23 protein-coding genes, 3 tRNA genes and 2 pseudogenes are annotated in these 23765 nt (G+C 61.5%); 23 read left to right on the top strand and 5 right to left on the bottom strand.

All coding sequences use genetic code 11. The features are described from left to right. Window positions 1-194: 194 nt before the first annotated feature. The 3 genes from HB777_14230 (at window position 195) to HB777_14220 (ending at window position 1896) form a co-directional block, all read left to right on the top strand. A complete protein-coding gene (locus HB777_14230) occupies window positions 195-410 on the top strand; it encodes a hypothetical protein (protein ID QND64928.1) in 216 nt (71 codons plus the stop codon). A 611-nt stretch (window positions 411-1021) separates the two neighbouring features. Further along, window positions 1022-1330, top strand: coding sequence for a BA14K family protein (locus HB777_14225; GenBank protein QND64927.1), 309 nt, complete (start codon window positions 1022-1024; stop codon window positions 1328-1330). Window positions 1331-1536: 206 nt separating this feature from the next. Further along, window positions 1537-1896, top strand: coding sequence for a hypothetical protein (locus HB777_14220; protein ID QND64926.1), 360 nt, complete (start codon window positions 1537-1539; stop codon window positions 1894-1896). Here the strand turns inward: HB777_14220 and HB777_14215 are convergent, their stop codons facing one another. Further along, on the bottom strand, window positions 1897-2718 hold the full coding sequence (locus tag HB777_14215) for an IclR family transcriptional regulator (GenBank protein ID QND64925.1): 822 nt from the start codon (window positions 2716-2718) through the stop codon (window positions 1897-1899). A 214-nt stretch (window positions 2719-2932) separates the two neighbouring features. Between HB777_14215 and gcl the strand changes: the two genes are divergently transcribed. The 3 genes from gcl to HB777_14200 all read left to right on the top strand — a co-directional run bounded on the left by gcl (window position 2933) and on the right by HB777_14200 (window position 6519). After that, complete coding sequence (gene gcl / locus HB777_14210; GenBank protein QND64924.1) at window positions 2933-4714, top strand: glyoxylate carboligase; 1782 nt, start codon at window positions 2933-2935, stop codon at window positions 4712-4714. Window positions 4715-4740: 26 nt separating this feature from the next. Beyond that, a complete protein-coding gene (gene hyi, locus HB777_14205) occupies window positions 4741-5538 on the top strand; it encodes a hydroxypyruvate isomerase (protein ID QND64923.1) in 798 nt (265 codons plus the stop codon). A gap of 63 nt (window positions 5539-5601) precedes the next feature. Further along, the gene (locus HB777_14200) at window positions 5602-6519 is read left to right on the top strand and encodes a 2-hydroxy-3-oxopropionate reductase (protein QND64922.1); all 918 of its coding nucleotides are present in this window, start codon (window positions 5602-5604) and stop codon (window positions 6517-6519) included. A gap of 110 nt (window positions 6520-6629) precedes the next feature. Here the strand turns inward: HB777_14200 and HB777_14195 are convergent, their stop codons facing one another. Further along, on the bottom strand, window positions 6630-7478 hold the full coding sequence (locus HB777_14195; GenBank protein ID QND64921.1) for an RNA methyltransferase: 849 nt from the start codon (window positions 7476-7478) through the stop codon (window positions 6630-6632). A 198-nt stretch (window positions 7479-7676) separates the two neighbouring features. On the opposite strand from HB777_14195, the gene HB777_14190 reads away from it, so the two are divergent. The 4 genes from HB777_14190 to HB777_14175 all read left to right on the top strand — a co-directional run bounded on the left by HB777_14190 (window position 7677) and on the right by HB777_14175 (window position 9045). After that, window positions 7677-7761, top strand: a tRNA-Tyr gene (locus HB777_14190). Between the two features lie 89 nt (window positions 7762-7850). Further along, a tRNA-Gly gene (locus HB777_14185) sits at window positions 7851-7924 on the top strand. A gap of 144 nt (window positions 7925-8068) precedes the next feature. Continuing rightward, complete coding sequence (locus HB777_14180) at window positions 8069-8647, top strand: type II toxin-antitoxin system prevent-host-death family antitoxin (protein ID QND64920.1); 579 nt, start codon at window positions 8069-8071, stop codon at window positions 8645-8647. Window positions 8648-8658: 11 nt separating this feature from the next. Further along, complete coding sequence (locus HB777_14175; protein QND68774.1) at window positions 8659-9045, top strand: hypothetical protein; 387 nt, start codon at window positions 8659-8661, stop codon at window positions 9043-9045. 113 nt (window positions 9046-9158) lie between these two features. On the opposite strand, the gene HB777_14170 is transcribed toward HB777_14175, so the two are convergent. Continuing rightward, a complete protein-coding gene (locus HB777_14170) occupies window positions 9159-9623 on the bottom strand; it encodes a YidB family protein (GenBank protein ID QND64919.1) in 465 nt (154 codons plus the stop codon). Between the two features lie 131 nt (window positions 9624-9754). On the opposite strand from HB777_14170, the gene HB777_14165 reads away from it, so the two are divergent. Then, complete coding sequence (locus HB777_14165; protein QND64918.1) at window positions 9755-10012, top strand: GlsB/YeaQ/YmgE family stress response membrane protein; 258 nt, start codon at window positions 9755-9757, stop codon at window positions 10010-10012. A 78-nt stretch (window positions 10013-10090) separates the two neighbouring features. Here the strand turns inward: HB777_14165 and HB777_14160 are convergent, their stop codons facing one another. Together HB777_14160 and HB777_14155 are read right to left on the bottom strand one after the other, a co-directional pair. After that, complete coding sequence (locus HB777_14160) at window positions 10091-10228, bottom strand: hypothetical protein (GenBank protein QND62434.1); 138 nt, start codon at window positions 10226-10228, stop codon at window positions 10091-10093. A 178-nt stretch (window positions 10229-10406) separates the two neighbouring features. After that, a complete protein-coding gene (locus HB777_14155; GenBank protein ID QND64917.1) occupies window positions 10407-11294 on the bottom strand; it encodes a DMT family transporter in 888 nt (295 codons plus the stop codon). Between the two features lie 293 nt (window positions 11295-11587). Here HB777_14155 and tuf point away from each other — a divergent pair, with 293 nt between their 5' ends. The 12 genes and pseudogenes from tuf to rpoB all read left to right on the top strand — a co-directional run bounded on the left by tuf (window position 11588) and on the right by rpoB (window position 23632). Then, window positions 11588-12763 (top strand): elongation factor Tu, encoded by a 1176-nt coding sequence (gene tuf / locus HB777_14150; protein QND64916.1) that lies wholly within the window; start codon window positions 11588-11590, stop codon window positions 12761-12763. 160 nt (window positions 12764-12923) lie between these two features. Next, window positions 12924-14570, top strand: coding sequence for a hypothetical protein (locus HB777_14145; protein QND64915.1), 1647 nt, complete (start codon window positions 12924-12926; stop codon window positions 14568-14570). Window positions 14571-14673: 103 nt separating this feature from the next. After that, entirely contained in the window at window positions 14674-15156 is a 483-nt protein-coding gene (locus tag HB777_14140; GenBank protein ID QND64914.1) for a globin, read from the top strand. 27 nt (window positions 15157-15183) lie between these two features. Next, window positions 15184-15297 (top strand): annotated as a pseudogene (locus HB777_14135) (hypothetical protein). Window positions 15298-15378: 81 nt separating this feature from the next. Next, window positions 15379-15454 (top strand) — tRNA-Trp (locus HB777_14130). A 399-nt stretch (window positions 15455-15853) separates the two neighbouring features. Further along, on the top strand, window positions 15854-16057 hold the full coding sequence (gene secE, locus HB777_14125; protein ID QND64913.1) for a preprotein translocase subunit SecE: 204 nt from the start codon (window positions 15854-15856) through the stop codon (window positions 16055-16057). 27 nt (window positions 16058-16084) lie between these two features. Further along, complete coding sequence (gene nusG / locus HB777_14120; protein QND64912.1) at window positions 16085-16612, top strand: transcription termination/antitermination protein NusG; 528 nt, start codon at window positions 16085-16087, stop codon at window positions 16610-16612. A 175-nt stretch (window positions 16613-16787) separates the two neighbouring features. Next, complete coding sequence (gene rplK / locus HB777_14115) at window positions 16788-17216, top strand: 50S ribosomal protein L11 (protein ID QND64911.1); 429 nt, start codon at window positions 16788-16790, stop codon at window positions 17214-17216. Window positions 17217-17220: 4 nt separating this feature from the next. Then, entirely contained in the window at window positions 17221-17919 is a 699-nt protein-coding gene (rplA, locus tag HB777_14110; GenBank protein ID QND64910.1) for a 50S ribosomal protein L1, read from the top strand. 375 nt (window positions 17920-18294) lie between these two features. Continuing rightward, window positions 18295-18813 carry a 50S ribosomal protein L10 gene (gene rplJ, locus HB777_14105; protein ID QND64909.1) on the top strand — a complete coding sequence of 173 codons (519 nt, stop codon included), beginning with the start codon at window positions 18295-18297 and terminating at the stop codon, window positions 18811-18813. Between the two features lie 54 nt (window positions 18814-18867). Further along, a complete protein-coding gene (gene rplL / locus HB777_14100) occupies window positions 18868-19245 on the top strand; it encodes a 50S ribosomal protein L7/L12 (GenBank protein QND64908.1) in 378 nt (125 codons plus the stop codon). Window positions 19246-19496: 251 nt separating this feature from the next. Then, window positions 19497-23632: pseudogene (gene rpoB / locus HB777_14095) on the top strand (DNA-directed RNA polymerase subunit beta). Window positions 23633-23765 lie beyond the last annotated feature (133 nt).

Genomic DNA, 23765 nt, shown 5'->3' with positions numbered 1-23765 from the left:
GCAGTAGGCAGTAGGCAGTAGGGCGTAGGGAGTTGCATCGTTCGTATGCGCATGGTGCCTTTCACTACTGCCTACTGCCTACTGCCTACTGCCCCCTCTGAAAAAATCCTCGGCCCTTCGAACCTTTTCCCGCGCTGCGCCGACTGATCTCCGGGGCGAATGGGTCGCCTCGATCAAGGATCCAGGAGATCATCATGTTCAAGCGCACTCTCACCTCAGGCCTCGTCGCCATTTTCGTCGCCACCGGCGCGCTCGCCGGCACTGTCGGCACGTCGTCCGCCCACGGCATGCACGGCCATCATCATCACCACCATCACAAGAAGCACTTCAAGAAATTCTGGTGGAAGCACTACAACCACCACCACAACCATCATCACCACAGGCATGGCAGGGTGATCATTTTCCTTTGATGGAGGGACCCATTCTTCCAAGAGGGCGGCTTCGGCCGCCCTTTTTGCATTGGCGATCACCTTGTGAAGGGGGACGGCAAAGCTGCCGATCTCCCCCCGCTACGGCATGCACACATTTCCAAGCAACTGGTCTTTGGCGATAGGGGGCATGGCAGCTTGGCGCATGCATTGTCTTATGCGGCGCTGGTCGACCCCCACTCCGTCTCGGCTTCGCCGAGCCACCTCTCCCCCGATCGACGGGGTAGAGGAAAGGCGCCAAGCTTTTGCCGTCAACGCTCGTCCAGCAACGCTCCTTTCCTTTCCCTCCGGAGGGGGAAGGTGGCGCTGCGAAGCAGCGACGGATTGGGGGAACCACGTGGCAATCAGGCCTCGGGCCGATCAGCCACCTCAGTCACAGCAGATATGTGCATAGCGTAGCCCCCGCAAGGAGGGAGATCAGCTGCATCAACCTCCTCGCCAAGCTCTCGCAGGTCGCCGTCGCCAAGACCTTGGTCAATCCGACTTCCTCGGCTCCAGAAAAATCGAAAAAAGATTCGAACCTTTTTCCTGGCCGCGACGACTGATGATCAAGAGGCGGATGTCGTCTCGGTCAACGAAGCAAGGAGATCATCATGTTCACACGCACACTCGTTTCCGGCGTCATCGCCACCACCGTCGCCGCCACCATGCTGGTCGGCACCGTCCAGCCCTCGGCCGCCCACAGCCATCACCACAACCGCGAAATCGGCATCGGCATTGCCGCCGGCGTCGGTGGTTTCGTCCTCGGCAGCCTGCTCGCCCAGCAGCCCCGCACCGTCTATGTCGATGAAGACGGTGGTTCGTGGCACGTCCGCCGCTGCTACGATCGCTACGCCAGCTACGACGTGGACTCCGACACCTATCTCGGCCACGACGGCTATCGTCACTACTGCCGGCTCTGAGAGGAGGTGGCGTTTCAATCAGCTGAAAGAGGGGGCTCACGCGAGCCCCTTTTCTGTTGCTTCGATGGTAGCGGGAGCTTGCTCCATCGGTCGACTTTCAACGTCGGTAGCACAGAGCTGAAGCGATTGCCTTTGGCGGCACACCTGGGCGGTGTACAGCGATTTTCCGAGCGTCTATTCTGACCGCGAAACGCGGGGAGAGACCCTTGGACGAGCAGGACCCCAGGGAAGACCTGGTCGAAACGGTTTTCCGCAACGGCACCATCACCACCGTCGGCATCCTGCTGGCGTTTTCGCTGGGCTTCATTACCCATTGGGCCGCCAACCCGATCCCGTGGCAAACCTACCACCTTGTCGCCGTCCTGCCGATCCTGGCCGGCATTGCCTTGCAGATGCGGGCGCTCTCGTTGCTGCTCGACACAAAATGCCTGCAGCGGCGCATCTATGAACGTGCGAACCGCATCTTCATGGCCGGCCTGATATTCACCGCCTGCGGCGTCGGCATGGCCATCCTTCTCGATTTCTTCCATATCGCGACCAGGAGCGCGCTGCCCGGGGCAGGCTGATCAGCCTGCCTTCACGCCGCCGATCATCCTGGTCACCTCGGCGGCGGCATCGCGCACCAGCGGGCCGATCTCGGCCAGCCGCTCCGGCGTCACCCGCACCGTTGGTCCCGACACTGAAACGCCGCCGATCGGCTCGCCGAATTCGTTGAAGATGGCGGCCGCTACGCAGCGCATGCCGGGGTGCCGCTCCTCGTCGTCGACCGACCAGCCGCGCAGCTTGATTCTCGCCAAATCGTGGGCAAGCGCCGAAATGTCGGAAAGCGTCCTGTCGGTGAAGCGCTGCAGGCCGGCCTTGCGCAGGATGGCTCCGACACGCTCCGGCTCGAGATGCGCCAGCACCGCCTTGCCGATGCCGGACGCATGGAAGGGGCTGCGCGTGCCCGGCCGGAAGAAGGCGCGGATCGCCTGATGCGTCTCGACCTGGCTGACGAAGACCACGCAATCATCCTCGGCGACACCGAGATTGGCGGTCTCGCCTGACCTCTCCATCAATTCCTGCATGACGACGCGGGCGCGGTCGACCAGCTTGCGGCGGCGCAGGAAGGCCGCGCCCATGCGGTAGGTCTCGACGCCGATCGACCACAGCTGGTCTGATGTGTCGAATTCGACCATGCCGTGGTTTTGCAGCGTCGTCAGCATGCGGTAGGCGGTGGAGGCGGCCAAGCCGCTCTGCGCCGATATCTCGCTCAGCGACAGGCCGCTGCCTTCCGCGACAATGGCCAGGATGCGCAGCGCCCGATCGAGCGACTGCACCGAACTGGCCTCGGATGGCCCGTTGAAAGCACGCGGCCGGCCGCGCTGGCGTTTTTCGGTCGTGTCCATGGCGCCATTCTCGACCGATTTCGCCAAACGCACAATGAAAAAGTTTTTCATTCGGACAACGAGGTGAATTACTGGAAAACGGAAAATCCAATAAAATCAGAATTCTGACGCCGTTTTCTAGAAATGAAAAAATATTCTGAAAAAATTGAAAAATAGCCGGCTTGCTGACATCCTCAGCCATCCAACAATGACAAACCCCGTGGAGGGCTGGAAAATGGCCAGGATGCGCGCTGTCGATGCCGCGGTTCTCGTTCTCGAAAAGGAAGGCATTTCCTGCGCTTTCGGCGTGCCGGGCGCGGCGATCAATCCGTTCTATTCGGCGCTGAGGGCGAGGGGGACGATCCGCCACGTGCTTGCCCGCCACGTCGAGGCCGCCTCGCACATGGCGGAAGGCTACACCCGCGCCAAGGCAGGCAATATCGGCCTGTGCATCGGCACTTCGGGTCCGGCCGGCACCGACATGATCACCGGGCTCTATTCGGCGGCGGCCGATTCCATTCCGATCCTGTGCATCACCGGCCAGGCGCCGCGCGCGCGGCTGAACAAGGAGGATTTCCAGGCCGTTGACATATCAGCCATCGCTGCCCCCGTCGCCAAATGGGCGGTCACCGTCATGGAGCCCTATCTCGTCCCCATGGCGCTGCAGAAGGCATTTCATCTGATGCGCTCGTCGCGGCCGGGCCCGGTGCTGATCGACCTGCCGGTCGACGTCCAACTGGCCGAGATCGAGTTCGACATCGATGCCTATGAGCCGCTGACGCCGTTCAAGCCGGCGATGACGCGCGCCCAGGCCGAAAAGGCGTTGACCATGCTCAACGCAGCGGAGAAGCCGCTGATTGTCGCCGGCGGCGGCATCATCAATGCCGATGCGTCGGATCTGCTCATCGAATTCGCCGAGATTTCAGGCGTGCCGGTCATCCCGACCTTGATGGGCTGGGGCGCGATCCCCGACGACCACCGGCTGATGGCCGGCATGTGCGGGCTGCAGACCTCGCACCGCTATGGCAATGCGACGATGCTGGAAGCCGACTTCGTCTTCGGCATCGGCAACCGCTGGGCCAACCGTCACACCGGCTCCGTGGATGTCTACACCAAGGGGAAAAAATTCATCCATGTCGATATCGAGCCGACGCAGATCGGCCGTGTCTTCGCACCAGACCTCGGCGTCGTTTCGGATGCCGGTGCGGCGCTGAAAATGCTGCTCGACGTCGCCACCGAGTGGAAGACGGCCGGCAAACTGCGCGACTGGTCCGGCTGGGCGAAGGAATGCCAGGCCCGCAAGAAGACCATGAAGCGCAAGACGCATTTCGACCAGGTGCCGCTGAAGCCGCAGCGTGTCTATGAGGAGATGAACAAGGCGTTCGGCCGCGACGTCACCTATGTCACCACGATCGGCCTGTCGCAGATCGCCGGTGCGCAGTTCCTGCATGTCTACAAGCCGCGCAACTGGATCAATTGCGGCCAGGCCGGCCCGCTCGGATGGACCTTGCCGGCAGCGCTTGGCGTGCGCGCCGCCGATCCCGACCGCACCATCGTGGCGCTGTCGGGCGACTATGATTTCCAGTTCATGATCGAGGAATTGGCGGTCGGCGCACAGCACAAATTGCCCTATCTGCATGTCGTCGTGAACAACGCCTATCTCGGCCTGATCCGCCAGGCGCAGCGCGGCTTCTCGATGGACTTCGAGGTCGACCTCGCCTTCGAGAACATCAACCGGTCGGGCGATCCCGAGGCCGGCTATGGCGTCGACCACGTTGCCGTTGCCGAAGCCATGGGCTGCAAGGCGGTCAGGGTGCGCAAGCCCGAAGAGTTCGCCGGTGCCTTCAAAGAGGCACAGCGGCTGATGAAAGAGCACCAGGTGCCGGTCGTGCTCGAATTCATCCTCGAGCGCGTCACCAACATCTCTATGGGCACCGAGATCGACAAGATCACTGAATTCGAGGACCTTGCCGAGAGCCACGAAGATGCGCCGACAGCGATCGTCATGCTCGATTAGGCTTGGCGGAGAAAAGGAGAAAAAGAATGCCGCGTTTTTCAGCCAATCTCTCGATGCTCTTTGGCGAGCATGAGTTCCTCGACCGCTTCGATGCCGCCGCCCGTGCCGGTTTCAAGGGCGTCGAATATATCGGCCCCTATGACCATGCGCCCGAGGTCGTCGCGGCCCGGTTGAAGAAGAACGGCCTGACCCAGGTGCTGTTCAACCTGCCGGCGGGCGACTGGGGCAAGGGCGAGCGCGGCATTGCGGTGCTGCCGGACCGGGTGCCGGAGTTCCGCCAGGGCATCGCCAAGGCGATCACCTATGCGCAGGCGCTCGGCTGCCAGCAGGTCAATTGCCTGGCCGGCATCGCGCCCGCCGGCGCCGATCGCAAGGTGCTGGAGGATGTCTTTGCCGAAAACCTCGCCTTCGCGGCGGAAAAGCTGGAACAGGCCGGCATCAGGCTGCTGATCGAGCCGATCAACACGCGTGATATCCCGGGCTTCTTCCTCAACTATTCCGACCAGGCGCTGGCGCTGATCGACCGCGTCGGCTCGAAAAACCTGTTCCTGCAATACGACATCTATCACATGCAGATCATGGAGGGGGATCTCGCCCGGAAAATCGAGGCAAACCTTAACCGCATCGCGCATATCCAGCTTGCGGACAATCCCGGCCGTCACGAGCCGGGGACGGGCGAGATCAATTTTCCTTTCCTGTACGAGCACATCGACCGCATCGGCTATTCCGGCTGGGTCGGGGCTGAGTACAAGCCGAAGGCGGGTACAGAGGCTGGGTTGGGATGGTTTCGGGAATTGGCCGGGCTGGGTAGTGCGGCGGCGTAGTCGCTGAGGCTAACAAACTAAATTCGCGTTCCTTCGCGCCCTAACAGAAGACGGAGAACGAAAATGGAAACCATCGGTTTCATCGGCCTCGGCATCATGGGCGCCCCGATGGCGGGGCATCTGCTCGATGCCGGCTACAAGGTCATCGCCAGCAACCATCGATCGAAACCCTCGGCGGACCTCGTCGCCAAAGGGCTGAAGTCAGTCTCCGGCCATGCCGCAGTGGCCAAGGCTGCGGACATCATCATCACCATGGTGCCCGACACCCCGCAGGTGGCCGATGTGCTGTTCGGCGAGAATGGCGTCGCATCGGGATTGTCGAAGGGCAAGCTGGTCATCGATATGAGCTCGATCTCGCCGATCGAGACCAAGATTTTTGCCAGGAAGATCAACGATCTCGGCTGCGACTATCTCGATGCCCCGGTCTCGGGCGGCGAGGTTGGCGCCAAGGCGGCGTCGTTGACCATCATGGTCGGCGGTGAGGAAAAGCCGTTCGACCGCGCCAAACCCATCTTCGAGAAGATGGGCAAGAACATCACCCTGGTCGGGCCGAACGGCGTCGGCCAGACCACCAAGGTGGCCAACCAGATCGTCGTCGCGCTGACCATTGAAGCCGTCGCCGAAGCGCTTGTTTTTGCATCGAAAGCCGGCGCCGATCCGGCCAAGGTCAGGCAGGCGCTGATGGGCGGGCTGGCGGCCTCGCGCATTCTGGAAGTGCATGGCGAGCGCATGGTCAAGCGCACCTTTGCGCCGGGCTTCCGCATCGAACTGCACCAGAAGGATTTGAACCTAGCGCTGGAGGGCGCGAAAGCGCTCGGCGTGTCACTGCCCAATACCTCGACCACGCAGCAGCTGTTCAACTCCTGCGCGGCCAATGGCGGCGCCAAGGAAGATCATTCGGCTTTGGTCAGGGCGCTGGAGCGGATGGCCAATTTCGAGGTCGGCGGCGAGGCCGCCGGCACCCGGGGCAAAGCGGCATAGGTCAGGAGAGGGCGGCGCAACGTTCCCAAGCCGCCAACTCTTGGCCCATCGAAGAACGGGTTCCGGCGTCAGTCGCTGGAACCCGTTTCTCGTTTCGAGATGTTTTTGGCTTAGCCGCGCTTCAAAAATGTCCGCGCCACGTAGAGGCTGATCGCCGCGGCATTCGATACGTTGAGCGAATGGATGGCGCCGGGCATGTCGAGCCGCGCCAGCGTGGTCACCGTCTCGCGTGTCTTCTGGCGCAGGCCCTTGCCCTCGGCGCCGAGCACCAGGGCGATCTTTTCTCCGGCAAAGCTCTTTTCGAGTTCGGCTGGCGCGTCCGAATCAAGCCCGATGGTGCGGAAGCCCGCCTCGTGCAGCTGGCCGAGCGCGTCGGCGAGGTTCTTCACCTCGATCTGGTCGATGTGCTCCAGCGCGCCGGAGGCGGATTTCGCCAGCACGCCCGATTCCTGCGGGCTGTGGCGGGCCGTGGTGATCAGCGCGCCGGCGCCAAAGGCGACCGCCGAGCGCAGGATGGCGCCGACATTGTGCGGGTCGGTGACCTGGTCGAGCACCAGAACCAGCTTTGCATCGCCAAGAGCGTCAAGCCGCTTCGGCTTCAGTGGCTCGGCCTCGATCAGCACGCCCTGATGCACGGCGTCCGATCCGGTGATCTTGTCGATGTCCCTGGGTTCCACCAGCTCCGTCTTGAAGGGCAGGGCGGCGAGATCGGAGATTTCCAGGCGCTCGGCCGCATTGCGCGTCACCAGCATCCTTCTGATCTTGCGGCGCGGATTGTCGAGTGCGGCGCGCACCGTGTGCAGGCCATAGAGCCGCACCAGGCCGTCCGCGGCATTTTCGCCCGGCGGAACCGGCTGTCGGGGCCTGAACGCCGGCGCGCCGCCGCTTTTCTCGTCGCGATAGGCGCGGCGCAGCTTGGCGTAATGGGTGTCTTTGGGAGTGTTGGTTTTATCGCTCATGGCTGGCTTCTATAGCCGTGTCCTCCGGCCAAGGATATGGCCCGTCGCCGCAGCCGGCGAACAACATCGAAAAACCCTGGCTGCGCGGTTGACACCCAATGGGCTTGCCGCCATAAGGCGCTGCGCTGGTTTCGGAGAAGACACAACTCGGGTCCGGATTGGCGCGAATGCCTCGTTGCATGGCTCCGGCGGCAGACTGGAGAGGTGCCCGAGTGGTTAAAGGGGACGGACTGTAAATCCGTTAGCTTAGCTTACGTTGGTTCGAATCCAACCCTCTCCACCACTGCCGGCCCGGAAGCCCTGAAACGCGAAAAGAATCGGACCGAAAAGTGCATGGCGCTTTTCGGGTGAATCCGGTACTTCAGGTAAGGCGCGGGTATAGCTCAGTGGTAGAGCAGCAGCCTTCCAAGCTGAATATGCGGGTTCGATTCCCGCTACCCGCTCCAATTCCCGTAATTTTCCGGATAGGCACTACCCCACCACTAGGTGAACCGTAGAAATTAGCTAATTCAGTCACTTAATTCAGATTCATTGATATTTCGCAAAAAAATACGTATTATATGGATATGACGGATTATCAGGATAACGCCATGTCGGTGATTAGCTCCGTAGAATTTCAGCGCAATCTGGGACGCTATCAAGATAAGGCTCTGGCCGAACCCGTGACCATCACGAAAAATGGCCGCGAAAGGCTGGTGCTGTTGTCAGTCGACGAATATCAGCGCTTAAAGAGGCATCGTGACGATGCTAGTGCGAGGCCTGATAACGCTAATCCTCCCGCTTTGGGAAACAGGCTACAATTTTCGGCCAAGTCCCAGGTTCTAACCGAGCCTCTGAAGGAATCGCTATCGCCCTACTTTCATTCCATCAAATCCGCCTTTGTGTACGGCTCAATCGCCAAAGGTACGGACACTGAGCGCAGCGATATCGATTTGATGGTGGTCGGTGACAACCTAAACTTCTCTGAACTTTACTCAGCTGCCCAAAATGCCGAATTGAAATTGGGACGCAAAGTCAGCCCGACTTTTCTGTCGCCGCAGGAGTGGCAACGAAAGGCTTCACAAAAAGGCTCATTCGTTCGTAGGATAAGTACTCTTCCGAAGATTTTCCTCATAGGCTCGGAGAAAGAGTTGCAGGCGTGGGCAAGCAAGAACTCGACAACCTCGTAAAATACAATCTGATGAAGAAAGAGCCGCCCTCGCGGAGCGAGTATGACGGCATGCTGGATGTCGCCCGCAAGAATTTGGCCGATGCCCAGAAGGACCTTGATCCCGACAGTCAATTCACGCTGGCTTATGGGGCCGCGCATCGTCTAGCTTTGGCAAGTTTGCGCCGCGAAGGGTATCGGCCGGAAAATCGATACTCGATATTTCAGGCGCTCGTTCATACGGTCGGAACAAGCAACGCTGACCTTCAGATATTTCTCTCGGCGCACAACGCTCGAAACCTCTCTGAATACCAAGGCAGCACAGATGTCGACCCCAAACTGCTCGCTGATCTTATTAACTGCACGAAGAGGCTCGAAGTTGCGGTAGCCAAATTGGAACCACCAAAAGAAGACGAGTGATCGGCACGTTCGGCAAAGGCGACACCCTTGACCGTCATGGCCTAACGTCCAATATTCAAAAACACCGCGCGGCAATGCGCGCAGTGTTTCAACTGTGTGGTGTCCGCGCCGCGCTAGCTGTTGAACGCGGATGCGACCTGGTGCTGCTGCGGCACCTGGCCGTTCGGCGTCAGCTTGTCGACGATGCCGGGCAGGGCCGTGGACAGTTGCTTGAGCAGTTCCTGCTCGTCCATTCCGGTCCGTTGCGCGATCTCGCGAATGATCTGCGGGCCGATTGCGGTGCCGAGATCATTGGGGTTGATCGACTGGTTCTGCCCGGTGCCGACCCAGGAGTCCGCGGCATTGCCGTGGCCGGCATTTCTGAGCTTGTCGAGCAGGCCGCCCAATCCGCCGACCAGGCCGCCATCGGCGGACGTGGTTTCCGTCGGAGCGGGGCCGGTCGGAGCAGGAGAGGGAGACTGCTCGGGCTGTTCGGCATTTCTGCCGCTCAGCATTTTTCCGACCAGCAATGCGCCGAGCGCGATCATCAGTGGTTTGGTGATGTTGCCGCCGGGAACGGCATTGTCAAAAAGTCCCATAGTGGATCCTCCATAACGACCAAGCCCGACCCGTCCTCAACAATGGAGCATTCGGGCGGAATTTCAAGTTGGCTTGAGGTTTTGACAATCATATGAAAATGTTCGGCTGGCGTGGGATGGAGAGGAAAAAAATGGGTATCATCAGCTGGATCATTCTCGGCGTGGTCGCCGGCTTCATCGGCAGCAAGATCGTCAACAAGACCGGCCAGGGCATGATCATGGATATCGTGCTCGGCATCGTCGGCGCCATTGTCGGCGGCCTGATCTTCAGCGCCTTCGGCGCGTCAGGCGTCACCGGCCTCAACATCTACAGCCTGATTGTCGCGGTGGTTGGCGCGGTGGTCGTCCTGTGGGCCTACCATCAGTTCAGCGCAAGGCGGACGCTTTAGGCGCCTGTCAGGTCGTCTGAGATTTCGAATTTCTGCTGAGGCAAGACCGGCTTCGGGCCGGTATGTGCAGCGGCTCGCCTATGGCATCAACACGGCGTCGGCGGCGGCGAAAAAGATCAGCGTTCCCGCGATGAACACCGCCCAGCCGACAAGCGACTTGCGGATGGCGGCCTTGTGCTCGGCATCGGAGTTCTTGTCCTGGTCAAAATCGGTCATGGGGAACTCCCTTGGCTGATTGATCATGTCGTCGTCGATTGGACAGGTCTTCGCCGAATAGACGATCTTTTTCGGCTCGGCAACGGCTCGTGAGCGCCTGCCTGGATGCCGAGGCTCTAGGTCTTTGTTTTATGCATGTCGTTCTTCCGAAACCGGGGCCACTTTTGGGCGACATGCATTAGGCGACGACGGCCAGCCGGCGCTGACGCTGATCCAGCGAGACGATGGTCAGCCCGCTGCTGACAACCAGCAGGATGCCGCAGACCGCCAGCGTGTTGGGGAATTGCCCGAACACCAAAAGGCCTGAAATGACCGCCCAGACGGTGAAGCTATAGTAGAACGGTGCCACGGCGCTGGTCGGTCCGACGCGATAGGCCATGAAGATGAAGAAGTGGCCGAAGATCAGGAAAAATCCAGCACCGGCAATCAAAAGCAGGTGGTGCGTCCCGGGCATGACCCAGCGCTCGGAAACCAGATGCGCGGCACCGGCGCCGATCAGCACCACCACGACGGCGGAAATCGCCACGATCATCCCCGGCACCTCGGCCGCGACCCGCCTGCCGGCAAGATCGCGCGCCGCCGCAAGTGCTGCGTTGCCGAGCGCCAGCAGCGCGTAGACCGAAATGCCTTGCATGGTCGGCTGCGCCACCATCAGGGCGCCGATGAAGCCGAGCCCGATCAGCGCCATGCGCTGGCCGCCGATCCGCTCGCCAAACAGGATCGAGGAGCCGACCAGCATCAACAGCGGCGTGATCTGTCCGAGCGCGGTGGAATCGGCGATCTGCATGTTGGCGAGTGCGACGACATAACAAAGGATCGCCGCCATCTCGAGCAGGTTCCTGCGTAGCACTTGGCCGTCGAAGATCAGCGGGATCTGCTTGCCGTAGCCCAACGCGAACAACAGCGGGAAGCCCCAGAGCGCTGCCGCCACGCCGCGCAGAAACAGCACTTCATAGGATGGCAGGCCTGCCGTCGCGAGTTTCATCATCGTGTCGTTGACGAGATACGACCCCGTCGAAACGATCATGAACAGCGGGCCGCGGATGGAGGCAGGGATGAAATGCATTCGATCAGGAGAGCAGACCCCGGTTGCGGCCGCAATGGGCCATGGCCCGGCCTTGAATCAGACAGGGCGGGCGGGCAAGCCAGCGCTATCACGGCTTCGATGCATCGGTCTGTCACCCATTTCAATTCGTCTCCAGCGTTCCTATATCAGCGCCACATCCCCGCAATCGGATCGATGGTTCGGACTGAGTGAGACGGCACCCGGCCAAAAGACGCTTGTGTTTTTTGGCCTTTGTCGCTAATCGCCCCGCATTCGACTGAACTGAAGGTCCAGGCCGTCCAAGGAAAGATACTATGGCAAAAGGTAAATTCGAGCGTAACAAGCCTCACGTGAACATCGGCACGATTGGCCACGTCGACCATGGCAAGACGTCGCTGACGGCGGCGATCACCAAGTATTTTGGCGAATACAAGCGCTACGACCAGATCGACGCTGCCCCTGAAGAAAAGGCGCGCGGCATCACGATCTCGACGGCGCACGTCGAATACGAGACGGCCAACCGCCACTACGCTCACGTCGACTGCCCCGGCCACGCCGACTATGTGAAGAACATGATCACCGGCGCCGCGCAGATGGACGGCGCGATCCTGGTCGTCTCGGCTGCCGACGGCCCGATGCCGCAGACCCGCGAGCACATCCTGCTCGCCCGTCAGGTCGGCGTGCCGTCGATCGTTGTGTTTTTGAACAAGGTCGACCAGGTCGACGACGCCGAGCTGCTCGAACTGGTCGAGCTCGAGGTTCGCGAGCTTCTGACCAAGAACGAGTTCCCCGGCGACGACATTCCGATCGTCAAGGGTTCGGCTCTGGCTGCCTTGGAAGATTCGGACAAGAAGATCGGTGAAGACGCGATCCGCGAGCTGATGGCTGCGGTCGATGCCTACATCCCGACGCCGGTTCGTCCGCTCGACAAGCCGTTCCTGATGCCGATCGAAGACGTGTTCTCGATCTCGGGCCGCGGCACGGTCGTGACCGGTCGCGTCGAGCGCGGCATTGTCAAGGTCGGCGAGGAACTCGAGATCATCGGCATCCGTCCGACGACCAAGACGACCTGCACGGGCGTCGAGATGTTCCGCAAGCTGCTCGATCAGGGCCAGGCTGGCGACAACATCGGCGCGCTGCTGCGCGGCGTTGATCGTGAAGGTGTCGAGCGCGGCCAGGTTCTGGCCAAGCCCGGCACGGTGAAGCCGCACAAGAAGTTCGTGGCTGAAGCCTACATCCTGACCAAGGACGAAGGTGGCCGTCACACGCCGTTCTTCACCAACTACCGTCCGCAGTTCTACTTCCGCACGACGGACGTGACCGGCATCGTGTCGCTGCCGGAAGGCACCGAGATGGTGATGCCGGGCGACAACATCACGGTCGATGTCGAGCTGATCGTGCCGATCGCCATGGAAGAGAAGCTGCGCTTCGCTATCCGTGAAGGCGGCCGCACCGTCGGTGCCGGCATCGTCGTCACCATCAAGGAATAATCGACGCCGGCCTGTGCCGGATCGGTTCGAAACGGAAAGGGCGGTCCTTGGGGCCGCCCTTTTCTTTGCGCCGAGGATCGGTGCCCCGCGTTGTCGCCGGACCCTGTTGCAAGCCTTTGGACCTCGTCTAGTATAGGTTGCATCAAGGGGCTTTTTCCAAATGGTTCCAGGGCGCCTTTTCCATCGTCGGGCATTGTGGTCGCTGCGGCTGATCTGTCTGCTGGCGTTGCTTGTCACAGGGCGTGCCTTTGCGGCGGATACGGCCCCGGATCTCGGCCCGACGATGCGGTTTGGCATTGTCCGCAGCAATGCACCGGGGTGCGAGCCGATCTGCCCGGAGTGGATCTCGGCGGAAGGCTCGATAGAAGCCGGAACGCCGGCCCTGTTCAAACGCATGCTGAAGACGCTTGGCGGGCGAAAGCTGCCTGTTGTCGTCAATTCTCCCGGCGGCAATGTCGAGGCGGCGCTGGCGCTTGGCCGGCTGATCCGCAAGAACAAGCTCGATATTGCCATCGGCAAGACGGTGTTCTCCGGTTGCCAGCCCGACGCGAACGGTTGCCCGGACCGTGACAAGAATGGCGCCCGCTACTTCGGCAATGCCCTTGCCTATAGTGCGATGTGCAATTCCGCCTGCCCCTTGATGTTTGCCGGCGGTGTCCGGCGTCTGGTCGGCGAATGGGCCTATCTCGGCGTCCATCAGATCACCACAACCTACATCCGCACGAAACTGCAATACCGGACCACCTACCGCATCGTGGGCGGCAAGAAGAAGGTCCTCAACACAAAGATCGTCAGCCGTAAGAACGCCGGCAGCTACAAGACCTACGAGATGAGCAAGTCGGTGGAGAAAAGACTGGCGGCCTATCTCGACGAGATGGGTATCGAACAGAGCGTGCTCGAAACGATGAAGAGCACCCCGGCCAGCGAAATCCACCAGATCGCCCTCGACGACATGCTGGCGATGAAGTTGGTCACCGGTGCGGACGCCGTAGACCTGTTGACCGCCGCAAGCCTGTGCAGGCCGGACCGGTTGGCCGCGAATTGCCGCGAAATACCGGGGAACAAGCCAGCCGATGGCCCGACGGCCGCAGTCAGGCCCACCCCGCTACCGGTGGAGCCCGAGGGCGTGCAGCGCGATGAAGACATGCGCTTTGTCGTGGTTCGCGGCAGCAACCCGCTCTGCAATCCCGACTGCCCGGAATGGATATCGGCGGAAGGCGCGATCACACCTCGGACCCCGCAGAAGCTGCGCCAATTGCTCGCCACGCTCGGCAACCGGCAACTGCCTGTCGTGATCAGCTCAACGGGAGGCGACCTGTTCAGCGCTCTGGCGGCGGGACGGCTTATCCATGAAAAGAAGCTCGACGTCGCCGTTGGCCGCACCGATTTCGTCGGCTGTGACCCGGGAGAGTGGAGTTGCCTGGCCAAAGAGGGCGCCTATGCCGGGCTGAGCACCGATGCGGGCGTGGAGTGCGATTCGGCCTGCGCGCTCATGCTTGCCGGTGGCGTCCGGCGGCTTGTCGGTCCCCGGGCGCGGCTTAGCCTGTATCCGATGGGGCAAAAGCAGATGGTCAAGGCTTATCTCGAGGAGATGGCGATCGATCCCGCTCTGTTCGCAGCCATCGAGCGGCGTTCGGTCGAGCGCCAGCTGGAACCCGACATGATGCTGAAGGTCGGGCTGACGACGGGCCTGCAATCGGTCGACGCGCTGACCGGCGCCACCATCTGCGAGGCGGTCCCGAAACCGCAGAATTGCCGGATCCGGCCGTCCGCCAATGCCGAGGCTGACGCGCCCGCCAAATTGTAGAGCGCGGCGGCGTCGGAAACTGGCCATCGAGGCAGGTTGAGACACTCTCGATCTTTCCGCTATCGTCGTTGCTTGCGGCGCCGGGGCTGGCGGAGGATCGAGAATGAGCCAGGATATCCCGACACTCTACGAGTGGGCCGGCGGCAGCGAGGCCTTGAACCGGCTGACCCAGACTTTCTATGACAAGGTGGCGCAGGATCCGATCGTCGGGCCGGTGTTCAAGACCATGTCGCCGGATCATCCCGCCCATGTCGCGGCCTTCATCGGCGAGGTTTTCGGCGGACCAAAAACCTACAGCGAGCAATTTGGCGGCCACCGCGAGATGGTCATGCACCATCTGGGCAAGCATCTGAGCGAGGAGCAGCGCCGCCGCTGGATCGACCTCCTGGCCGATGCCGCCGACGCGGTCGGCCTGCCCGACGATCCGGAATTCCGTTCGGCCTTCATGGGCTATGTCGAATGGGGATCGCGGCTGGCCAAGATGAATTCCAATCTCGGCGAGACCTGCGATCCCGAGACGGAACCGATGCCGGCCTGGGGCTGGGGCGTGCCGGGCGGCCCCTATCGAGTGCCGGACGCCAAATAGCTCCGGCCGTCCCATCAGGAGGTGCGCGAAGAGGGCAGGCGACATCGCTATGAATCGCGTGTCAGCGACTTCAGGCGGGAACTTGAGATCGACCGCGACGGGCTGGTTGTCAGCTATCCCGATTTCTGGCGCAGGGGTTAAGGCGCCTTTGCTTGCAAACCGCTCTTTACAGAGCGTGCGGAAGCTTTTAGGAAGCGCCTGCTGCGCCGACACGCGCACGATACGGGCATAGCTCAGTTGGTAGAGCGGCGGTCTCCAAAACCGCAGGTCGTAGGTTCGAGCCCTGCTGCCCGTGCCATTTCTCGAAATGGCACTCGACGTGATGTTTCGCCATTTCTCGAAATGACGTTTCAAAACGATATTTCTACGGTCTGCCCTTTGAAAATCGGCGACCCGCTTGCCATATTAGCTCTCTTGGGGCATAAGGGCGCCATAGCCGGGACGGAACGACTGGATGGTTCCGAGGCGGCGTTTGGTCATAAAGCGGACACTTGCCACTTGCGTGGATCAAGAATCGGTTTTATGTAGACGAAACAGACACGCGACGCGTGGAGCTGGGAAGCCGGCTTTACGCGTCTGATTTGCATGGGCGAAATGATTGCGCTGATTCGGCGCGAGATTGGGCTCAGGCGGCACGTCCCGGCCAGCGGGATCATCCAGGAGACCCGGCCAACGGGTCTTGAAGACAGAGCGGCATATGGCTTCGAAAACCACAAATCCTTTCGTCTTTCTCCAGCAGGTCCGCGCGGAGACCGCCAAGGTGACTTGGCCGTCGCGGCGCGAAACGATGATCTCGACGGTGATGGTTCTGGCCTTCGCAGTGATCGCGATGATCTTTTTCTTCACCGCTGATCAGCTCATGGGCCTTGCGGTCGAACAGATTCTGGGCATCGGACGCTAAGTCCGGCGATTACGGAGAAGTCTTGAAATGACCGCGCGCTGGTACATCGTCCACGCCTATTCGAACTTTGAAAAGAAGGTCGCAGAGGATATCGAGAACAAGGCCAAGCAGAAGGGTCTGTCCGCCGATATCCATCAGATCGTGGTTCCGACCGAGAAGGTCGTCGAAGTCCGTCGCGGCCGCAAGGTCGATGCCGAGCGCAAGTTCTTCCCGGGCTATGTGCTCTTGAAGGCCAACCTGACCGACGCTGTGTTCTCGCTGGTCAAGAACACGCCGAAGGTCACAGGCTTCCTGGGTGACTCCAAGCCGGTGCCGATCACCGAGGCGGAAGCGCAGCGCATCCTGAACCAGGTGCAGGAAGGCGTCGAGCGGCCCAAGCCCTCGGTCACGTTCGAGATCGGCGAAGCGATCCGCGTTTCGGATGGTCCCTTCGCGTCGTTCAACGGTTTCGTCCAGGAAGTGGACGAGGAGCGGGCGCGGCTCAAGGTGGAAGTTTCGATCTTCGGGCGCGCCGTGCCTGTCGATCTGGAATTCGGACAGGTCGAAAAGGGCTGATCCGAAATCCCGCCGCCAAGCGCGGCAGGGAAGGGCGGCGCGGAGATCGCGCGGCTTTATAAGAACGGTGGGAGACGAGTGCGGCTTTAGCCGGCCGCATGGATCGCACCACCAGACTGCAACCGCCGGGTTTCCCAGACAGTGGGGGTCGGCATAGACAAAGGCAGGAAAAGAGATGGCTAAGAAAATTGCAGGCCAGCTCAAGCTCCAGGTGAAAGCGGGATCGGCCACGCCGTCTCCCCCGATCGGCCCGGCGCTTGGTCAGCGTGGCATCAACATCATGGAATTCTGCAAGGCGTTCAACGCGCAGACCCAGGAAATGGAAAAGGGATCGCCGGTTCCGGTCGTCATCACCTACTATCAGGACAAGTCCTTCACCTTCGTCATGAAGACGGCGCCGGTGAGCTACTTCCTGAAGAAGGCGGCGAACCTGACGTCTGGTTCCAAGGAGCCGGGCAAGGTCAAGGCTGGCACGGTTTCGCGTGAAAAGGTCCGCGAGATCGCCACCGCCAAGATGAAGGATCTGAACGCAAACGACGTCGAAGCGGCCATGCGCATGGTCGAGGGCTCCGCCCGCTCGATGGGTCTGGAAGTGGTGGGCTAAGATCATGGCAAAGATTGCAAAGCGTGTATCGAAGACCCGCGAAGGCATCGATCCCAACAAGGCTTATGCCCTGGGTGATGCGCTGAAGCTGCTCAAGGACCGTTCCTCGGTCAAGTTCGATGAGACCATCGAAGTCGCCATGAACCTCGGCGTCGACCCGCGCCATGCCGACCAGATGGTCCGCGGTGTGGTCAACCTGCCGAACGGCACTGGCCGCTCGGTGCGCGTCGCTGTGTTCGCACGCGGCGACAAGGCTGACGAAGCGCGCGCCGCCGGCGCCGACATCGTTGGTGCCGAGGATCTGGTCGACATCGTCCAGAAGGGCACGATCGATTTCGATCGCTGCATCGCCACGCCGGACATGATGCCGCTCGTCGGCCGTCTGGGCAAGGTGCTCGGCCCGCGCGGCATGATGCCGAACCCGAAGGTCGGCACCGTCACCACCGACGTTGCCGCCGCCGTCAAGGCATCCAAGGGCGGCGCCGTCGAGTTCCGCGTCGAGAAGGCCGGCATCGTTCATGCCGGCGTCGGCAAGGTCTCCTTCGACGTCAAGGCCCTGGAAGAGAACATCCGCGCCTTCGCCGATGCCGTGACCAAGGCAAAGCCGGCTGGCGCCAAGGGCAACTACGTCAAGAAGGTGTCGGTCACCTCGACGATGGGCCCGGGCCTCAAGCTCGACGTCGCGACGCTCACAGCGTCCTGATACGAACATTTGGATCGGTCGCTAAAGGGCTGATCCGCAAGTGAATTCCGGGCCTCCGACTTGTCGGCGGCCCGGTACCGGAAGCCGAGAGGTTTCCGGACATCCTGTCCGAGATTGCAGGCGGCCCAGAAGCCTTAATTCGATTTGGGCCTGCATGAGACGGGTGAAGACCGGACAACGGAGCGATTGCTCCAATGAAAGGTTCGAACCGTGTTTGCCTTTTGTCTGCGCATCGCCGGCTTGGCCGTCGATGTGGCGAAAGGGGGCAGGATCCTCGAGCGTCGTTCGGGAGATCCGTTACTGGATGGCCCGGCCGACAAAGGCAACCCGACGCCTGTCCCCGTTAATGGGGCAGGGGTCAACTGGAGATAGGCAGTGGACAGAGCGGAAAAACGCGAACTCGTCACGGGCCTGAACGGTGCGTTCTCGAACGCAGGTTCAGTGGTCGTGGCCCACTACGCCGGTATCACCGTCGCGCAAATGAACGACCTTCGGTCGAAAATGCGCGCTGCCGGTGGCACCGTCAAAGTCGCGAAGAACCGTCTCGCCAAAATCGCTCTTCAGGGCACGGACTCCGCATCGATCATCGAGCTGTTCAAGGGACAGACGCTGATTGCTTATTCGGAGGATCCGATTGCGGCGCCGAAGGTCGCGTCCGATTTCGCCAAGGGAAATGACAAGCTCGTCATTCTCGGTGGCGCAATGGGCACCACCTCGCTCAACGCCGACGGTGTGAAGGCACTCGCCACACTTCCGTCGCTCGATGAGCTGCGCGCCAGGCTGGTTGGCATGATCGCCACGCCGGCAACCCGGATCGCCCAGATCGTCAATGCGCCAGCGGCCTCGGTCGCGCGCGTCATCGGCGCTTACGCCCGGAAGGACGAGGCGGCATGAGGCCGTTCCTCGCTATCACAAACACACGTTCGAACCTTATGAAGGAATACAACAATGGCTGATCTCGCAAAGATCGTAGACGACCTTTCGAAGCTGACCGTCCTCGAGGCGGCCGAGCTGTCGAAGCTTCTGGAAGAAAAGTGGGGCGTTTCCGCTGCTGCTCCGGTGGCGGTTGCCGCTGCTGGCGGCGCTGCGGCCGCTGCTGCTCCGGCCGAGGAAAAGACGGAATTCGACGTCGTCCTCACCGAGGCAGGCGCTCAGAAGATCAACGTCATCAAGGAAGTCCGCGCCATCACCGGTCTTGGCCTCAAGGAAGCCAAGGATCTGGTCGAAGCGGCTCCGAAGCCGGTCAAGGAAGCCGTTTCCAAGGCCGACGCTGACAAGTTCAAGGCCCAGCTGGAAGCAGCCGGCGCCAAGGTCGAACTGAAGTAAGCGTAAAAGCGGCGGGCGGCCTCGCGCCGTCCGCCACTCCCTTCGCTGGAAGGGAGGACGCGTAGCGCGAGACGTACGAGAACCTCTTTCCTGAGGGCCGAAAACCGGCCTTCAGGAAACGGGTTTTCTCCCGTTCTAGCCGGCCGCCGACAGGCGCCGGGAAAACAGACAGAGGGTTGCCGCCAAGGTGGCCCAGCATGCAAGGCGAGCCGCGGCGAGGCTCGTCCCGAGTTTAGAGCTAAGGAGCGACGATGGCCCAGACCCAGACTTTCAATGGCCGCAGACGCGTACGCAAGTTCTTCGGAAAGATCCCGGAAGTTGCGGAGATGCCGAACCTGATCGAGGTTCAGAAGGCATCCTATGACCAGTTCCTGATGGTGGCGGAGCCCAAGGGTGGGCGTCCGGACGAGGGACTGCAGGCCGTTTTCAAGTCGGTCTTCCCGATCTCCGATTTTTCCGGCTCCTCGATGTTGGAGTTCGTGAAGTACGAGTTCGAAGGACCGAAATTCGACGTTGACGAATGCCGTCAGCGCGACCTGACCTATGCCGCGCCGCTCAAGGTGACGCTGCGCCTCATCGTGTTCGATATCGACGAGGACACCGGCGCCAAGTCCATCAAGGACATCAAGGAGCAGGATGTCTACATGGGCGACATGCCGCTCATGACCTTGAACGGCACCTTCATCGTCAACGGCACCGAGCGCGTCATCGTTTCGCAGATGCACCGTTCGCCGGGCGTCTTCTTCGACCATGACAAGGGCAAGTCGCACTCGTCGGGCAAGCTTCTGTTTGCCGCGCGCGTCATTCCCTATCGCGGTTCGTGGCTCGACATCGAGTTCGATTCCAGGACGTCGTGCACGCCCGCATCGATCGCCGCCGCAAGATTCCGGTGACGTCGCTGCTGATGGCGCTCGGCATGGATGGCGAAGAGATCCTGTCGACCTTCTACAACAAGATCACCTACAAGCGCGCCGGCGACCATTGGCGCATTCCGTTCAACGTCGAGCGTTTCCGCGGCCTCAAGGCTGTCGGCGACCTGGTCGATGCCGATACGGGCGAAGTCGTTGTCGAAGCCGGCAAGAAGATCACCGCACGCCAGGCACGGGCGCTTGGCGAAAAGGGTCTCAAGGCGATCAAGGCGACCGACGAGGATCTGCTCGGCAACTATCTGGCCGAGGACATCGTCAACTACGGCACCGGCGAGATCTTCCTCGAGGCCGGCGACGAGATCGACGAGAAGACGCTGAAGGTTCTGCTCGGCACCGGCGAAGACGAGATCAAGGTTCTCGACATCGACCACGTCAATGTCGGCGCCTATATCCGCAACACGCTCAACGTCGACAAGAACGAAAGCCGCCAGGACGCGCTGTTCGACATCTATCGTGTCATGCGCCCCGGCGAGCCGCCGACGCTTGAAACCGCCGAAGCCATGTTCAACTCGCTGTTCTTCGACAGTGAGCGCTACGATCTGTCGGCCGTTGGCCGCGTCAAGATGAACATGCGTCTCGAGCTCAAGGCCGAGGACACCGTGCGCGTACTGCGCAAGGACGACATCCTGGCCGTGGTCAGGACGCTGGTCGAACTGCGTGACGGCAAGGGCGAAATCGACGACATCGACAATCTCGGCAACCGCCGCGTGCGTTCGGTCGGCGAGCTGATGGAAAACCAGTACCGCGTCGGCCTGCTGCGCATGGAGCGCGCGATCAAGGAGCGTATGTCCTCGATCGAGATCGACACGGTCATGCCGCAGGACCTGATCAACGCCAAGCCGGCGGCCGCCGCCGTGCGCGAATTCTTCGGTTCCTCGCAGCTATCGCAGTTCATGGACCAGACCAACCCGCTGTCGGAGATCACCCACAAGCGCCGTCTCTCGGCACTTGGACCGGGCGGTCTGACCCGCGAGCGCGCCGGCTTCGAGGTGCGCGACGTGCACCCGACGCATTACGGCCGCATCTGCCCGATCGAGACGCCGGAAGGCCCGAATATCGGTCTGATCAACTCGCTGGCCACCTTCGCACGCGTCAACAAGTACGGCTTCATCGAGAGCCCGTACCGCAAGATCGTCGACGGCAAGCTGACCAATGACGTCGTCTATCTCTCGGCGATGGAAGAGGCCAAGCACCATGTCGCGCAGGCCAACGCCGAGCTCGACAAGAACGGTGGTTTCGTCGACGAATTCGTCATTTGCCGCAGCGCCGGCGAAGTGATGATGGCGCCGCGCGAAAACGTCGATCTGATGGACGTGTCGCCCAAGCAGATGGTGTCTGTGGCCGCGGCCCTGATCCCGTTCCTGGAAAACGACGACGCCAACCGCGCTCTGATGGGCTCGAACATGCAGCGTCAGGCCGTGCCGCTGGTGCGCGCCGAGGCGCCGTTCGTCGGCACCGGCATGGAGCCGATCGTCGCCCGTGACTCGGGCGCCGCCATCGGCGCCCGCCGCGGCGGCATCGTCGACCAGGTGGACGCGACGCGTATCGTTATCCGCGCCACCGAGGATCTCGATCCGGGCAAGTCCGGCGTCGATATCTACCGGCTGATGAAGTTCCAGCGTTCGAACCAGAACACCTGCATCAACCAGCGTCCGCTGGTTCGTATGGGCGACCGGGTCAACAAGGGCGACATCATCGCCGACGGTCCGTCGACCGAGCTCGGTGATCTGGCGCTCGGCCGCAACGTGCTGGTCGCGTTCATGCCTTGGAACGGCTACAACTACGAGGACTCGATCCTCTTGTCCGAACGCATCGTCGCCGATGACGTCTTCACCTCGATCCATATCGAGGAGTTCGAGGTCATGGCGCGCGATACCAAGCTCGGGCCGGAGGAAATCACGCGCGATATCCCGAACGTCTCGGAAGAAGCGCTGAAGAACCTCGACGAAGCCGGCATCGTCTATATCGGTGCGGAAGTTCAGCCGGGCGACATCCTGGTCGGCAAGATCACGCCGAAGGGCGAAAGCCCGATGACGCCGGAAGAGAAGCTTCTGCGCGCCATCTTCGGCGAAAAGGCATCCGATGTGCGCGACACCTCGATGCGCATGCCTCCGGGCACCTTTGGCACCGTCGTCGAGGTGCGCGTGTTCAATCGCCACGGTGTGGAGAAGGACGAGCGCGCCATGGCGATCGAGCGCGAGGAGATCGAACGCCTCGCCAAGGACCGCGACGACGAGCAGGCCATTCTGGACCGTAACGTCTACGCGCGTCTTTCGGACGTGCTCGTCGGCAAGGAAGCGATCGCTGGACCGAAGGGCTTCAAGAAGGGCTCGACGCTGTCCAAGGATACGCTCGACGAGTATCCGCGTTCGCAGTGGTGGCAGTTTGCCGTGGAGAACGAAAAGCTCCAGAGCGAACTCGAAGCCCTGCGTGGCCAGTACGACGACTCCAAGAAGGCGCTCGAACAGCGTTTCATGGACAAGGTCGAGAAGGTCCAGCGCGGCGACGAAATGCCTCCGGGCGTCATGAAGATGGTCAAGGTCTTCGTGGCCGTGAAGCGCAAGATGCAGCCCGGCGACAAGATGGCCGGCCGTCACGGCAACAAGGGTGTCGTGTCGCGGATCGTTCCGGTCGAGGACATGCCTTTCCTCGAGGACGGCACGCATGCCGATATCGTGCTCAACCCGCTGGGTGTGCCGAGCCGCATGAATGTCGGCCAGATCCTGGAAACGCATCTGGGCTGGGCATGCGCGGGCATGGGCAAGAAGATCGGCGAGCTGATCGACGCGTACAAGGTGGCGGGCGACATCAAGCCGCTGCGCAAGACGCTCGAGAGCTTCATCCCGGCCAACGACCGCAACGAGCCGGTTCGCGAATATGACGACGAGAGCATTGTTCGCCTCAGCGAGCAGATGCGCCGCGGCGTCTCCATCGCGACCCCGGTGTTCGACGGCGCGCATGAGGCTGACATCAACATCATGCTGGAGCAGGCGGGCCTGCACACCAGCGGTCAGTCGCAGCTCTATGACGGACGCACGGGCGAACCGTTCGATCGCAAGGTGACGATGGGCTACATCTACATGCTCAAGCTTCACCATCTCGTGGACGACAAGATCCACGCGCGTTCGATCGGTCCGTACTCGCTCGTCACCCAGCAGCCGCTGGGCGGCAAGGCGCAGTTCGGTGGCCAGCGCTTCGGCGAGATGGAGGTCTGGGCGCTCGAAGCATACGGCGCCGCCTACACGCTGCAGGAAATGCTGACGGTGAAGTCGGACGACGTCGCCGGCCGCACCAAGGTCTACGAGGCGATCGTCCGTGGCGACGACACCTTCGAGGCCGGCATCCCCGAGAGCTTCAACGTTCTCGTCAAGGAAATGCGGTCTCTCGGCCTCAATGTCGAGCTGGAGAACACCAAGCTCGACGACAACCCGATCCGGCTGCCCGACGCGGCCGAGTAAAAACAAGACATCCGGTCGCGGGCTCCCGCGACCGGATGCACGAAATTCTTCGGCCAGTGGGCCGACAAGACGGCGGGCGTTTGGCTCGCGACTAGATGCAAGGGGTTTTCGAGGACCCCGAAAAGGAGAACGG

Origin of the sequence: Mesorhizobium loti (assembly GCA_014189435.1) — a bacterium.
Classification (GTDB): Bacteria; Pseudomonadota; Alphaproteobacteria; order Rhizobiales; family Rhizobiaceae; genus Mesorhizobium; species Mesorhizobium loti_G.
The sequence above is the reverse complement of the archived record's forward strand: the minus strand, read 5'-3'. Positions and strand labels throughout refer to the sequence as shown.